This window comes from Nostoc sp. CHAB 5836, from assembly GCF_020829445.1.
Lineage (GTDB): Bacteria > Cyanobacteriota > Cyanobacteriia > Cyanobacteriales > Nostocaceae > Nostoc.
The window spans coordinates 1-14,459 of sequence record NZ_JAIVFV010000080.1; the positions used below are offsets into that span (position 1 = coordinate 1).

The following is a 14,459-nucleotide window of genomic DNA, read 5'->3' on the forward strand; positions in this document are numbered from 1 at the left end:
TTCAGCCGTCTCTGCTGTAGGAGGGGAGGTAAGTCCTACTCTTGGACGAAAGTCTATAGTAGTGGCACTCCCCCTTGATTACAGAAGCCCCAACTTCAGCCGTACTCGGCAAGTTGGGGTAGTTCACTCTAACATTAAGAAGTAGGAGCGAAAAACACCTCGCCCCTACGAACTAGAAGAAAAGAGTGTTACTCAGCTAAGAGCGAAGGTGAGAGCATTCTTTTCTTTTTAAAGCTTTTCAGGAATCTAGTAGGAGTAGTATTCAGATTTGGGTTTTGCAGACTCCCAGTTGTTGTTAGCATAGCCATAAAAGTTACCTTTTGTGTATGCTTTTAAAACGTATGGTTCACCTTTGAAATACTTATCAGCGTAGACATACCAATCTTTGTCACCGGTATTTTCATACCAAGATGCTTTATTGTTAAAGCTGCCTAAACTGTAAGAATCACCTTTGTACTCTCTTTTCTCTCCTTGACCATTATAATAGTCGGAAAGGTATAAAGCACCACCACTAACACTAGCAGCAGCTTCATGATCAAGGTCTTGTACCAATTCGATGCTATAGAGGTCTTGGATTTGGTTGTTGATGTAAGACATTATTTTTCTCCTTAGTTAATTGAGAGAGGTTAATAAGTTGAGTCTGTGAGGCGGTGGCGTTTTAGATGTTCGCCTTCACTTCACTCTTTTACAATAGATAAATTTGATTAGATGCACATCGTCAAGTTAGGAAATTGGTTTTCCAATTTTGGAAAGTCAATTCAAGAAGATAACTAAAACTTGATTGGTTCTATCGCTCCCCTTATGATATTTTCAGCAATAACACAGCAGAAAAACCTTGCTCTGCCTAGATTTGAGGTTTCAATACTTTAGAGAGGGAACGATCACCAGATTTTTGGGTTTAAACCCAGTTACAGTAATGGTTCTGTCCACAAAAGGGTGTTGTTTTAGCATAAAGAGAGCGATAGAACCACTTTATTTAAATGAAAAAATAGGAGCGAGAATGACCTCGCCCCTAGACATAAATTGCGGTAAAAGAATGTTACTCAGCTAAAATTTAAGGTGAGAGCATTCTTTTCTATTTTAGGTTTTTCAAAGTTTTAGTCTGCGGGATAAAATAGGATGGTTCTGATTATACAGGTTTTACAGATTCCCAGTTGTTGTTAGCATAACCTCTTAAGTTACTTTCGCTTCCTGCTTTTAAAAGGTATCTTGTACCTGTAAAATTCTTACCAGTGTAGGCATACCAATCTTTCTTGCCCGTTAGCTCGTACCAAGATACTTTATTGTTTAAGTAGCCTAGACTGCTATATCCTTTTGTAAGATCATCTACCCGATCTCCTTTACCATTATATGAGGTGGAAAGGTCTAAACCACCACCACTAATAGTAGCAGAAGCTTCGTGGTCAAGGTCTTGCACTAATTCGATGCTGTAGAGGTCTTGGATTTGGTTGTTGATGTGAGACATTATTTTTCTCCTTAGTTAATTGAGAGAGGTTAATAAGTTGAGCCTGTGAGGCGGTGGCGTTTTAGATGTTCGCCTTCACTGCACTCTTTTACAATAGATAAATTTGATTAGATGCACATCGTCAAGTTAGGAAATTGGTTTTCCAATTTTGGAAAGTCAATTCAAGAAGATAATTGAGGATAATTAAGAACCCGAACAGGTAGATAATTGTAACCAAGAACTGTGAGGACTGACAGTAGGTGCAGAGGCAGTGAGAATCACCTCAGCATTAGAACCATATATCCATCCCTGAGCTTCAATCAGTGGTGCAGATTTAACAGAATGGTAAGGTTTGTTGCTAGTAGTAGGGTTTTCTTGTGGCGTTGAGATACTTGCACTCTGGACAGTTGGAATCTGATAAGTCTGATAGGGTGCAATTGAGGGGTCATCTGGCATCACCGGCAAACCTCCGTTTCCTGTGATAACGAATTTCTCTTCTGGTCGTTTACTTCGTGCAACGCAACTATTGGCAATCAACTGTGAAGTATCGATGATATTTGTGGGCAGAGCAGTTAAACTTTGACTAGGGTTAACATCAGAAATGTTGAGTTGCACTACGCCATTAAACTCAGAACCAAGAGCAGAACTAGCTGTAATATCACTTAATGGTGTGGGATCTAGACGAAACTCTGTACCAAAGATGCCAGAAGCATTGACAATTATTCGACCACCAAAGCTATCTTCAGCATTGGCGCTGATGTCACTATTTTCTTCAGGAACAGCGACTAAACTGTTGGTATTAATGGTAACATTACCACCAGTGGCATTACCGTTGGCATTGGTAGTGATGCTGCTACCTCGGCGTAGGAGTAAAAAATCGCGCGATCGCAAATTAATATTTCCCTGTCCTCCTTTGGTGTCAGCACTGATTTTTGCTTTGTTGTCAAGATAGATAGAGTTAGCTTCAACTAATAATGAGCCTGCAATCCCTGACCCTTGACTGCTCACCGTAACTTGTGCGCCATCTCGGATATTAAACTGCTTGGTATTAATTGTTAATTCTCCACCTCTACCTGTAGAAGTTTTAGATGTATTGGCAAACAGCCCACTTGCAGGGTCTACACTTAAAACTTCATTTGCACCAAATTGAGCAATAAATTGGTCAATTCGAGCAAAATAGTTGGCGTTGCTACCAGAAAGGGTGATGCTGTCAGTGATATCAAGAGTAATATTACCTGCGTTGCCACTACCATTGCTGGTGGTAATAAATTGTCCACCGTTAATGGCTTCTAATGTATTAGCCCTCAACGTGATGTTACCCCCATCCCCTTGTCCACTGGTTTTGACACTCAGGGAAGCACCATCGTTCAAAGACAACATCCCGGTTGTGATGTTAATATCGCCGCCCTTGCCTACACCTGTTGATTCTACAGTACTGTATGCTCCACTGGGAATTCCATTCTTGCCGGCTCCTTCCAAGGAGACTGTATTTCGAGCAACTATATTCACATTACCCGCATCCCCTGTTCCAGAGGTAGTAGCACTGAGTAGAGCGCCATTACTGACAAAAAGCGACCCAGCCGTGATGTTGATGTTGCCTCCCTTGCCTTTGGCTTCTTCCCCTACTGCGCTGACAGCCCCAGTGGAACTTGTTCCATCGGCACTTACCCCATCGAAGGAAACTGTATCGCGCGCAACTATATTCACATTCCCTGCATTGCCTTTTTCATAGGTTCCGACATTTAATACAGCGCCATTTTTCAGAGAAAGTGAACCAGTGGTAATATTGATGCTGTCACCGTTACCTACCCCGTTTGCCAAGATATTACTGAATGCTCCAGTAAAGTTATGATCAAGTCCTTTATCAAAGACAACGGTATCGCGGGCGACGATATCTATCCTACCTGCATCTCCCTTTCCACCATAGTTGGTAGCAACCAGCTGGCCACCATTCGTAACAGAGAGTGACCCAGTTGTAATATTGATGTTACCACCTTTGCCCACGCCTGTTAGTCGTACAGCGCTGGATGCCTGACTGGCTCTACTAAAGCTACTCAGGCCATCAAAGGAAACGGTATCACGGGCAACTATGTTTATACTGCTCCCATTCCCCTGTCCAAAGGTTTCGGTATTCAGTACGCCGCCATTTGTTGCATAAAGCGAACCAGTGGTAATATTGATGTCACCACTGTTACCAACAGCTGTTGATTCCACCCGATTCGAGATGCGACTTCCATTCAGGTTTATTGTCTCTGTTGCATTAATTTCAATATTTCCCGCCTGTGAGTCAACAGAACCCAACCCTGATGCTATCCCTGACTGTAGCTGTGTACTTTCTCCAGTGATATCCAAGGAACGGGCATTGATTGCAATACTACCCCCAGCACCAGCGAGTACATTTACATTAGTGCCATTGCTCAGAGATACATCAGAGCGTTCAATGCCATCAGGAAAACTTAAACCGAAGTCTGAGCCATTAATACTCAAATCAACTGTACCAATGTCTGCCATCCCTCCCAACTCCACATTTCCACCTTCAGCTAGGAGTTGCCCACCATCAAGCTGCATATTACCGCCTACAAGTGCTAAGGTCTGACCAGGATTAACTTCTAAACTAGAACGTAGTACCTGAATATTTCCCGGATTTGTCCCAAATTGTAAGCCAATGGGTACATTAATAGTCAGCAAAGGTGGAATTTGAGAATTTACAGTACTGAACTTAATACCATCACTAAAATTAAGACTATTAGCTGTACTTGCAATAAACGAACCGCCAATATTTAGAGAGGCATTGGAATTAAAAACAATTCCATTCGGATTGATGAAAAATAAATTTGCAGTGCCATTTGCTCGAATCAACCCATCAATATTAGATACCGAGTTACCTGTAACGCGAGTAATAATATTTTGAATATCTACAGCATTGTTAAAAAACGCTTCCCCACCTGTAGGTACAGAAAACTCGCTAAAACTGTGGAACAGGTTGCTACCCCGAATCGTTCCCCCTTCAATCGTGCAAGCTGTGCATCCCGGCGCGACGCTGGAATTTGTTGGGAGGGTATTATCAGGAACAATTTGAGCGTTGACGGGGTTGATTGTCACAAAAGTTGCGATCGCCAAAGCTGGGGCATAGCCCATCGCACAAAATCCCATTATACTTATCGCCTCAGAAAGCGATTCCCAGCTTTGATAACACCTTAATTTAGCTTTCACAAGACTTCTCAACTCCTCATCACCAGTAGTGATTCTACGTCATCAAGTTTAACAAGTTGTTATATTCCTTAACTAAAGTGCTGATTTTCCAATATTGGAAAACTAAATTCCTGAAACTGTAACACGCAAGTAGCCAATTATTTGTATCCTAGTATTGATCAATAAATTTCATTGAAATGGCAAGTTAATTTCTAGTTACAACAAGTTAGACCTCCTATAGTTTTGGTAGGTTAAATAAATATATTAAAAAGTAAACCAGTTATGAGCCAAGAACCAAAGCAAACTTTGCAAAAATTTTTAGTTGTTGACGACCATGAAGCAATTCTTCAAGGTACAATTCCAGCACTCAAAGAGAAATATCCAGAAGCAGAAATCCTCGCTGCTCAGGATGCTCAGACTGCATATCAGCAATTTGAACGTCACCACCCAGACTTGCTAATTGTTGATTTATGTCTGCCAGAAAAGCCTCAAGGCCAAGCCCAGATTGAAATTGGGATGCAACTGCTCAAAACTGTGATGTCAAGCCCTCTAGCCCCTAATTTAGTGGTGCTGAGTACCAATGTCAAACCGTTGGTACGTCTCAAACCGATAATTAATACTTATGAAGGTGGCTTTGCCGCTATGGATAAGTCTTTGCCGTTTCGTGAAATGTTAAAGTTAGTTGACTTGGCATTGCGCGGGTCTATTTATTTATCTTCAGAATTGCGATCGCGTCCAGAATTTGACCGAAAATGGCTTGAGGTACTAACGCTGAAATATCAAGAAGGCTTAACAGATAAAGCGATCGCCCAAAAAATGAACCTGAGCGATCGCACTGTCCGAAACTACTGGATTAGACTGCAAGATACTTTGGGTGTCTATGATGAACCTGGTAAAGAATTGAGAATTCAAATTGAGATCGCAGCTAGAAAAATCGGACTAATCAACTGATGAAATTCGCACTTCCTACTAAAAGCAATTTATGGAAAAAAGTTCACAAACAACTGAAACTCTGGCGGGAGGTAGTGCTGCCAGGACTCTCAGTGATCGGATTAATTATTGTTGTTCGCTTAACAGGATTGTTGCAATCGCAAGAGTGGCTTGCTTTCGATCAATTGCTGCGCCTACGACCTAATGAAGCCGTTGATTCACGAGTGGTAATTGTGGGTATTGATGAAGATGATATTAATTATGTAGGTAGGTTTCCTATACCAGATCAGGAAATAGCCCAAATGTTGAGCATCTTACAGACCTATAAACCCAGAGTCATCGGTCTTGACCTTTTTAAAGATAAAAGTAGTTCGGCTAACGCAGAGCTTGCACCTGTCTGGAGAGAGAATCCAAATCTCATCGGAGTTGAAGTAGCATTAAATCGGAAGCAATCTTTTAATGTTAAACCACCGCTTGAGTTACCTCCCGAACGAGTCGGCTTTGCAGATACAATAGTAGACCCGGATGGAAAGCTGCGACGTAGCTTAATGGCAAGTAAAACTTATACTGGAGAACTGAAATATTCCCTACCTCTGCGTTTAGCACAATTATATTTGCATGAACAAGGAATAAAGTTTATTCATGGTAGTCGCTCTTATGATCCCATCAAGTTCGGTTCAAGTCACCTAGTCCGCTTTCTCCCCAATTTTGGCGGATATGTAGGAACTGATGCCAATGGGTTTCAAGTGCTATTAAACTTTCGCTCTCATCCCCAACCTTTTCGCACCATATCTCTTAGAGATGTCTTCAATAAAAAAATCGATCCTAGTTGGATTGGCGATCGCATCGTGATTATTGGCATGACTGCTGCTAGTGTTAAAGATAGATTTACCATCTCGGCAGTTAAAAATACACTCTACACCACGGCTTTAGAAGTTGACGAGTCTTCTGATCAATACCAATGGATTTATGGTGTAGAAGTTCATGCTCATGCCACAAGTGAAATTATTAGTCATGTTTTAGACAGACGACCACTGTTAAAAGTATGGTCAGAAATTTGGGAGTATTTATGGATTTTAGCTTGGGGTTTAGTCGGCATTATTCTGGGTTTAATCCTTCAATCTCCGGCAAAAACATTGTTGAGCCTTGGTATAAGTAGTATCGAAATCGTCGGAATTTGTTATGTTGGATTGATTCTCGGTTGGTGGATTCCTTTAGTACCAACCTTGTTAGCTTTTACCAGTGCAGGACTGACGACATTTTTTTTTGACCGAGATTTAAGAACGCTACTCGAACAGCGCAGTTTAACTCTTAAACGCTCTTTTGAAGCAATTCATAATGGCCCTTTGCAATCCTTGGCTGTAATATTGAGGAATCTTGGCGACGAAGAGATAGAGCCTGATAAATTGCGATCGCAACTTGAACAACTAAATCGAGAGTTACGAACTATTCCTGAGTATCTCAGTCAAGAAATACTTAGTCGCAGTGATAGTCTTTATTTAGAGGGAAGTGAAGTTATCGATTTGCAAACTCCAATTGCTGAGATGCTTTATTATGTCTACGACATTACCTTAAGAAGAAACTTTCAAGGATTTACAACAATCCAAAGTTTTATTGCTCCTAATTTTGAACCATTAGAAGAGTGCAACTTTAATGCAAATCAAAAGCGAGGGTTGTATCTTTTTTTGCAAGAAGCTTTATGTAATGTTGGTAAACATTCCCAAGGAGCTACCCGCCTTGATGTTATTTGTACGCGATCGTCGAAGGAATATTGCCTACAAATAATTGATAATGGATTTGCAAATCAATCTAAAAAGTATCAAGGTGGCGGGCAAGGAACAAACCAAGCTCAAGATTTAGCCCGACAATTGAGAGGCAAGTTTCGACGATTTCCTCACTCTCCACAAGGCACTGTTTGCGAGTTGAATTGGCCAATTGCAAGTAGCTGGTGGCAACGATTTTTGTATTTAGGCAATTGGAAGCTTTAAGGAAACTCCAACAAATAAAGTTTGAAGTACCTCAAAACGACTTTGAAGTACCTCAAAACGACTTTGAAGTACCTCAAAACGACTTTGAAGTACCTCAAAACGACTTTGAAGTACCTCAAAACGACTTTGAAGTACCTCAAAACGACTTTAGTGTTCAGGACTTACGCAAACAATAGCCGAAACCCTTATTTTCACGTAGGGGCAATTCATGAATTGCCCCTACGGCGTGTACTTTTGCGTAAGTCCTAGTAGTCTGTCCCAAAAATTCTGATTGATTAGTTTGTTACCAAAACCCTGTAGAGACGCGAAATTGTACTTCGTCCCGCTACGCTAACGCGTCTCTACAGCCCCGCAAAATTAATGGGATTACATTAGAATTATATTCAGTTATGTAATCGCAATAAGCTGTTCCACAAATAACCTTGCATATATTGGGCGGGCGAGACGCCCACCCCACAAGAAATGTACAATTTCAAATTATGCAAACTAGATGTGGTTTAGCTTACCAAGACTGGGCATTGCCTAAAGCGATCGCTAATTAAGTAAAAAATTCATTTTTCAAGTATTACTTTGTACTATCATGCAGCGCTTGCCATACCGTATTCGTCGCATTTGGGTAGTTCTCTTCCTGACAACGTTAACCTTATGCTTGTGGTTAGCACATCCTACCCTAACAATTGGGCAAAAAGGAAGCGCAGAGATAACAGCTAAATCGTCGACTTTAACACAGCCAGTACAGCAAGGACTTCAGCTATATCAAGCTGGCGATATTCAAGGAGCAATCAAGTCTTGGGAAGCAGCCCTTTCTAATCAACAGCATCACAGTAATTATTCTGAGGAAATAAGTGTTCGGGCATACCTTGCCAGAGCATACCAACAAGTAGGTCAAATATCTGAAGCGATCGCTCAATTAAAGCAAGTTATTGACTACTATCGTCAGACAAACGAGCCGATCAAGGTAGGATGGATGCTAACAGAACAAGCTCAACTTTACAGTAGCTTGGGACAGCAACGACGCGCAATTACTCTTTTGTGCGGTGAAAATCAAAGCAATGGAACCTGTAGTCAAGATAGTGCCATAGAAATTGCCCGCCATCACTCAGATAAACTAGGCGAAGTAGCCGCTTGGGGTAGTCTGGGAAATGCTCATCGTCTCCAAGGCGAGTATAAGCAAGCTATTCAAGATTTTAAACGCAGCAATGAAATCGCCAAGGGCGTTGACAATCAAACTTACGTGGTGTCTAACCTGAATGGTTTAGCTAATACCTACGCTAGTCTTGCAAAGCGCAATCAGCGTCATGCCGAATTTGCCAGTGAAGTAAGCGACAACAAAGCTGCCCAAAAATTACAGCAATACACTGTTGGTTATGATAACCAAGCTGTAGAGTATTTTGAGCAAAGCCTGAATCTAGCTCGTACCCAGAACGACAAAGTAAACGAACTGCGATCGCTAGTAGGTTTAGTTAGGCTTTATGATCGCCAACATCTTCACGATCCAGCCATAGTTAACAATACACTACAGCAAGCTCTGGTAGTGTTGGAACAATTGCCTGACTCCCGTGATAAAGCTTATACAGCGATTCAACTTTCTAATCTTTTACAACTGGTTAACCAAAAGAACGAGTCGGTCACTACTGACCCAGCAACTCAATGCTTGAAGTCAGAATCGTTACCTAAGTCTATTGAACTACTCAACAAAGCTGTAGCAATCAATCAAAAAATCCAATATCGGGAGGGAGAATCCTTTGCTAAAGGTCGATTAGGACACATTTACGAATGTCGCCAAGATTATCAACAAGCGATAAATTTAACTCAACAAGCCCTGATTGGCACTGTCGCTGACGAGAGCCTTTACTTGTGGGCATGGCAAGTAGGACGCTTATTTAGAGCCACAGGTCGAGTGCAAGAAGCGATTAATTTTTATGAAAAATCTATTGACAGTCTTAAAAGTATTCGTGGTGAACTAATCCTACAACAGCGAGATTTACAATTTGACTTTCGAGATAATGTAGAACCAGTTTACCGCGAGTTGCTAGAGTTACGCCTAGAGCAAACCAATAATCTTGTCCGGGAATCAGATATTCAACACAATTTGGAGTCGGTACTTCCAATAATAGATGAGTTAAGGTTAGCAGAACTACAAAACTATTTAGGGAATAATTGCGATTTAGCACTTATTAAGAAACCAGTGCCACTAGTAGGGAAAAACACTGCTGTCTTGAGTTCAATTATTTTGAAAGAGCGCCTTGCAATCATTCTCACCTTAGCTGACGGTGATCAAAAATTTAAGTCAAAAGTTTTTTGGGTGCCTGTTAAAAGTCAAGAAGTTAAAGATGTTATCAATGATCTACGCACTAAACTAGAAAAACGCTCTGACTTGGAAAACACTTATAAAGCTAGAGCGCAACAAGTCTATGACTGGTTTCTTCGCCCTTTTATCAGCGATTTAGAAAAAGATAAAATTGAAACTTTAGTGTTTATTCAAGACGGAATTCTTCGGAGTATTCCCATAGCTGCACTGTTTGATGGTAAGCAATTCGTGATTGAAAAATATGCGATCGCCTTTGCTCCAGGATTGACTTTAACTAATCCTCAACAGTCAAATCCACAAAAATTACAGGTATTAGCTTTCGGCTTGACACAATCAGCTACCGTCGAAACAGATGCTGGCTCAAAATTTTTTGAGCCGCTTACACAAGTTAAATCTGAGTTGAAAGCGATTACAACGAGTTTACCCAAAAGCAAGGGCTTACTAGATCAAGATTTTACTCCTGAGCGCTTGCAACAAGAATTGGAAAAAAATGCTTATCCAATAATTCACCTAGCGACTCACGGTAAATTTGGTATTGATGATAGAGAAACGTTCTTAGTAACTGGGAAAAAAGTTGTAGTAAATCGCCAAAAATCACTTCCAAGCGAGATTTACAATGAAACATTGACACTAAACGATCTTTATCAACTTATTAATACTAGTCACGGTCAAAAGAAACCGATTGAGTTACTAACATTGACAGCTTGTGAAACAGCAATAGGTAGCGATCGCGAAACTCTGGGTTTGGCTGGGATCGCCATCCAAGCCGGATCTCAAAGTGCCATAGCTTCTCTATGGAAAGTTGATGATGCAGCAACGGCACAACTTATAACCAAATTTTATCAAAGTTGGCATAGCGGAATGAGTAAAGCTAAAGCCTTACAAAAAGCTCAAATAGCTTGGCTACAAAAGCATCAGCAGCAACTTGAAAATCACCCCGGATATTGGGCACCATTCATTCTCATTGGTAACTGGCTTTGATTTCTACATCTTTTCAAATTTCGTATTTCTACTAATAGTTTTTGACTTCCGCCTTGCGGTACTAGCGCTGCAATTGATGGATTTGACTATTTATCAGTGTGAGTTTAGTTTGTTCTCTCAATTCCATTACGGTTCCATTTGCTACCCGTTTTAAGAGAGATTTCCTTAATTCTCTGAGAGTCGGCTCATCCTTTGATTTGAAAGCGATTTCTAAAGTGTTGTACCACAAATCAGCTTGGTTATAGAGATGTGCCTTCGTTAAAATATTATTACTCTGCGAGAGTTGCTTTTTCAAATCTGGTGGAACTGAAACTACTTTCATCGCAGCGATCGCAAACGGATTAGCTGAAGGACGATTAGCATCGCAGACTAATTCGACTTGCCAAAGATATCTTCGACCAACTAACAATTCCAGATTAGACAGAGATAGAACCATTATTCCTGATGAACTTTTAAAATTTTCATCTTTAATCTCTTTTACCAACCTAGATTGTTTGTTAGTTTGGTCATATTCATAAAGGCGAAACTCCATTTGCCACGAGCTAATATCTTTCACAAACCAGGCGAATGTCGGACTATTTGCTAAAGTTTGACCGTAACTTTGAGTAGGTGCAAGTAAGATAATATGTGGAATACTACTTAAGGATGCTTCTGTTTGAGTCTCGCATCCTCTAGAACCACCTGAACTTCCTCTAGTCTGCGGTGGAGGGTCGTCAGAATTATTGTTGTTCCTGTCAGCTAAGGCTGTTGTAGACATCGATAACAATAAGCTCAAGGTAATATAACTAGTAAGGATGTTCCTCAAACTTTTGTGTAAAGGAAGCTTAGACATAATGCTCTAGTTGGTGATTTAAGATAATGTTCAGATTGTATGACCTTAATGATCCTCATAAAAGTATATCAAGTGCGATAGCTATTTCGTCGAGAGATTCGTATCGAATTGGAAAAAAAGACAGGAATTTTGATTGGTCGTTCGACAGTATATATTTTTGTAAAATTTTTGTTGGTATGGTGGTGAATAAATCAGGAGGTAAATCTAATTGACGCAAAATTGATAATTTTTCAATTGATTTTTGAAAACTTTCTACACCAATCCTTCCGGGGTCTAATTTTAATTCATTCCAGATCGATAACTCTGAGGAGTCAACATCTAACTGAGTTACTTCTTCATCAGATTGATTTTCAAGGGGATGAGGTTTGAATAAATTATCTATCTGTTCTTTAGTTCGGCTAGACAACTGTGCAACAGTTTTTTGAAAAAAGTTCTCCTCAAAACTATGAAGAGCAGAGCGAGTAATACGTTCTAAGCGATTAAGTGTAGGTAGTTCAATTTTAAGTTCTCGTAAACGATCTGCTGCTGCTAGCTTTAATTGTTCAAATTTTAATTCATAAATCAACGCTTGTTCTGTTAACCAATCAACTAATTCTTCAGCGTCATTAACAGTAGCTTCTCGAAATCCAAAGAGTTCTCTAATTTTCTTGCGGTAATATTTTATCGACCGTCCTTGCCAATTGCAGTCTTGGTAAACACTAGGAGTAATACTGAGTTGTTGTGTCACGTAGTTAACAACTACAGCCGGAATTTCATGGTCTAATTCGGGAAATTTTGCTTCCATTGGCAAAGGTATGGCGGAGATCATGCAGCCTAATCCCTTTTAATTTCTGGCTTTGGTCAATTCTTTCTCGCCAGTCTGCCGTTACTGCCTCATAACTTACTGGTGTTACATACAACTTTAGTCGTTGGATGTTGAGCGGTGAATAATGCTGTTGAACCTGGATGACGATAATATTTTATATAGTTTTTTAAAGCAATTTCTGCATCTTCACTATAAAAGCACCAGCGTTTTTTGTTGCCTTTACCCACTACCTGAAATTTACGTTGTTCCTGAAAAATTTGTGCCAGTTCCAGTCCAAGTAATTCTCCAATTCTAGCTCCACTTCGATGCAGCAAGCGGACTATCGTCTCAAGTCTAGCATTAGATTTTTTTAACAAATCATACAAAATATCTAATTCTTGAGACGTGAGGTAGCGTATTATCTCGTCTGTATTGTGTTCTCCCCGTTCTCGATTTGGTTTCCTCAGACTCAGACGGCTAACTGGGTTTGATTGAATGTAGCCAGATTCAACAGCAAAATTCAACAGAGCGCTGATTATTGCTTGATGACGATTATGAGTCGTGTATTTTAGTTAATCAAGTCTTGCAATATACTACAAGTACAGAACCGGGTTCATCAGGGTCGCCTGTTTTCGATGATAATTTTCAGGTAGTTGGTATTCACCATAGCGGTGGGATGCTTCCAGAACCAAATACGCAACGAAGGCATTTACGTAATGCTGGAACAAGTGCCATCGCTTTATTGAATGATCTCCAGAAAAATGCACCAGAGATTGACACCCATTTGTTGAGATAGTTAAGCGATTGCGTAGCCGCGATTTCTGCTAGTCAGGTATATTTGCAAAATTCACCTATGAAAACAAAGTCCACTTACACATCAAAGCGTTAAGTGGACTTGTTAACTATTCTTAGTGGATCCGAGCAGAGTCGAACTGCTGTCCAAATTGGGTATTGACCCCCCGCTCATTCACAGGTTTAGCCTTTCTGACCCTCAAGGCGGGAATCGTTCATTATCCCGAACGTAGGATGCTCTGATTTAATCTTAGCTAGCAAGCCAACCAGAGAACGCTTACTAGAGCATCCGTTGGGGTTTGGTCTTCAGTCCTTAACGGAGTCAAACTAAAGACGCTCGAACCTGTAAGAGGTGTTTAGGCAGCTACTAGAGCTTCCCGACGAGCAAATTTAACGATGTTATTCGCATTTACTTTTTTTTCGAGCCTTTGATTTCCGAGAGGAGACTCACTCTCGACCTGAATCACAGAGCAGCGTTCGCCAACCTGTCGAAACCGTGACGGACCCATGCGCTATATACATATTATAGTTTGCTATTAGGGATATGTGTCATAGGATGACAAGAAATATTAAACTTTCATTACCCAAGCAAAACTTTCATGAGTCAGACTACAAGCAGAGTTCGCTGGACAATTCAAGATGTTGCAGCATTACCCGATAACGAATGGATTCGTTATGAGATTATCGATGGAGAATTGTTTGCGGTGCGATCGCCCCACCATAAACATCAGCACGTGATTGGATGTATCTTTTCAGTGCTAAACACTTGGTCTATAGATAGTGGTTTGGGAGAACCCTCCATTATGCCAGGACTGATTTTTTCGGACTCTGATAATGTCGCTCCCGATGTGGTGTGGGTGAGTTATGAACGGTTGGCTGAAATTCAAGATGAAGCAGGGCATTTTCACGGAGCGCCGGAACTGGTAGTGGAAGTGCTGTCAAAAGGAAAAGCAAATGTTGACCGCGATCGATTAGCTAAGTTGAAATTGTATTCGGTTCAAGGAGTCAACGAGTATTGGATTGTCGATCGCATTGCTCAAAGAATTGAAGTCTATCGACGGGACAATGCTCAGTTAAAATTGGTTACAACATTGCTAATAGATGATGTGATTACATCGCCATTGCTACCTAACTTTGCCTGTGAAGTAGCGCGTCTTTTTGTGTCACGAGGTTAAGGGCGATGGTCATTACGTAGGCGCAAGTTT

The 14,459-nt window shown here is 40.7% G+C and carries 12 protein-coding genes and 1 other RNA gene; 6 read left to right on the plus strand and 7 right to left on the minus strand.

Features of this window, described 5'->3' with window-relative positions:
- Positions 1 to 246: 246 nt before the first annotated feature.
- The 3 genes from LC605_RS17115 to LC605_RS17125 all read right to left on the minus strand — a co-directional run bounded on the left by LC605_RS17115 (position 247) and on the right by LC605_RS17125 (position 4,657).
- Entirely contained in the window at positions 247 to 597 is a 351-nt protein-coding gene (locus LC605_RS17115) for a hypothetical protein (RefSeq protein ID WP_229548719.1), read from the minus strand.
- Positions 598 to 1,129: 532 nt separating this feature from the next.
- A complete protein-coding gene (locus LC605_RS17120; RefSeq protein ID WP_229548720.1) occupies positions 1,130 to 1,465 on the minus strand; it encodes a hypothetical protein in 336 nt (111 codons plus the stop codon).
- 183 nt (positions 1,466 to 1,648) lie between these two features.
- On the minus strand, positions 1,649 to 4,657 hold the full coding sequence (locus tag LC605_RS17125) for an S-layer family protein (RefSeq protein ID WP_229548721.1): 3,009 nt from the start codon (positions 4,655 to 4,657) through the stop codon (positions 1,649 to 1,651).
- Between the two features lie 261 nt (positions 4,658 to 4,918).
- Here LC605_RS17125 and LC605_RS17130 point away from each other — a divergent pair, with 261 nt between their 5' ends.
- From LC605_RS17130 to LC605_RS17145, 4 genes are all read left to right on the plus strand, one after another.
- Positions 4,919 to 5,587 carry a response regulator transcription factor gene (locus LC605_RS17130; RefSeq protein WP_229548722.1) on the plus strand — a complete coding sequence of 223 codons (669 nt, stop codon included), beginning with the start codon at positions 4,919 to 4,921 and terminating at the stop codon, positions 5,585 to 5,587.
- A complete protein-coding gene (locus LC605_RS17135) occupies positions 5,587 to 7,554 on the plus strand; it encodes a CHASE2 domain-containing protein (protein ID WP_229548723.1) in 1,968 nt (655 codons plus the stop codon). Before LC605_RS17130 ends, LC605_RS17135 begins: the two co-directional genes overlap by 1 nt.
- Complete coding sequence (locus LC605_RS17140; protein ID WP_229548724.1) at positions 7,515 to 7,730, plus strand: hypothetical protein; 216 nt, start codon at positions 7,515 to 7,517, stop codon at positions 7,728 to 7,730. The genes LC605_RS17135 and LC605_RS17140 overlap by 40 nt, the downstream gene beginning before the upstream one ends.
- 404 nt (positions 7,731 to 8,134) lie before the next feature.
- Positions 8,135 to 10,846 (plus strand): CHAT domain-containing protein, encoded by a 2,712-nt coding sequence (locus LC605_RS17145; RefSeq protein ID WP_229548725.1) that lies wholly within the window; start codon positions 8,135 to 8,137, stop codon positions 10,844 to 10,846.
- A gap of 61 nt (positions 10,847 to 10,907) precedes the next feature.
- On the opposite strand, the gene LC605_RS17150 is transcribed toward LC605_RS17145, so the two are convergent.
- From LC605_RS17150 to LC605_RS17160, 3 genes are all read right to left on the minus strand, one after another.
- Positions 10,908 to 11,678 carry a DUF928 domain-containing protein gene (locus LC605_RS17150; protein ID WP_229548726.1) on the minus strand — a complete coding sequence of 257 codons (771 nt, stop codon included), beginning with the start codon at positions 11,676 to 11,678 and terminating at the stop codon, positions 10,908 to 10,910.
- 55 nt (positions 11,679 to 11,733) lie between these two features.
- Entirely contained in the window at positions 11,734 to 12,486 is a 753-nt protein-coding gene (locus LC605_RS17155; RefSeq protein WP_229548727.1) for a DUF4158 domain-containing protein, read from the minus strand.
- Positions 12,487 to 12,551: 65 nt separating this feature from the next.
- Positions 12,552 to 12,986 carry a tyrosine-type recombinase/integrase gene (locus LC605_RS17160; RefSeq protein ID WP_229548728.1) on the minus strand — a complete coding sequence of 145 codons (435 nt, stop codon included), beginning with the start codon at positions 12,984 to 12,986 and terminating at the stop codon, positions 12,552 to 12,554.
- A 14-nt stretch (positions 12,987 to 13,000) separates the two neighbouring features.
- Here LC605_RS17160 and LC605_RS17165 point away from each other — a divergent pair, with 14 nt between their 5' ends.
- Positions 13,001 to 13,258 (plus strand): serine protease, encoded by a 258-nt coding sequence (locus tag LC605_RS17165; RefSeq protein ID WP_229548729.1) that lies wholly within the window; start codon positions 13,001 to 13,003, stop codon positions 13,256 to 13,258.
- 113 nt (positions 13,259 to 13,371) lie between these two features.
- Here the strand turns inward: LC605_RS17165 and ssrA are convergent.
- Positions 13,372 to 13,761: a transfer-messenger RNA gene (gene ssrA, locus LC605_RS17170) on the minus strand.
- A 92-nt stretch (positions 13,762 to 13,853) separates the two neighbouring features.
- On the opposite strand from ssrA, the gene LC605_RS17175 reads away from it, so the two are divergent.
- A complete protein-coding gene (locus LC605_RS17175) occupies positions 13,854 to 14,429 on the plus strand; it encodes a Uma2 family endonuclease (RefSeq protein WP_229548730.1) in 576 nt (191 codons plus the stop codon).
- Positions 14,430 to 14,459: the final 30 nt, after the last annotated feature.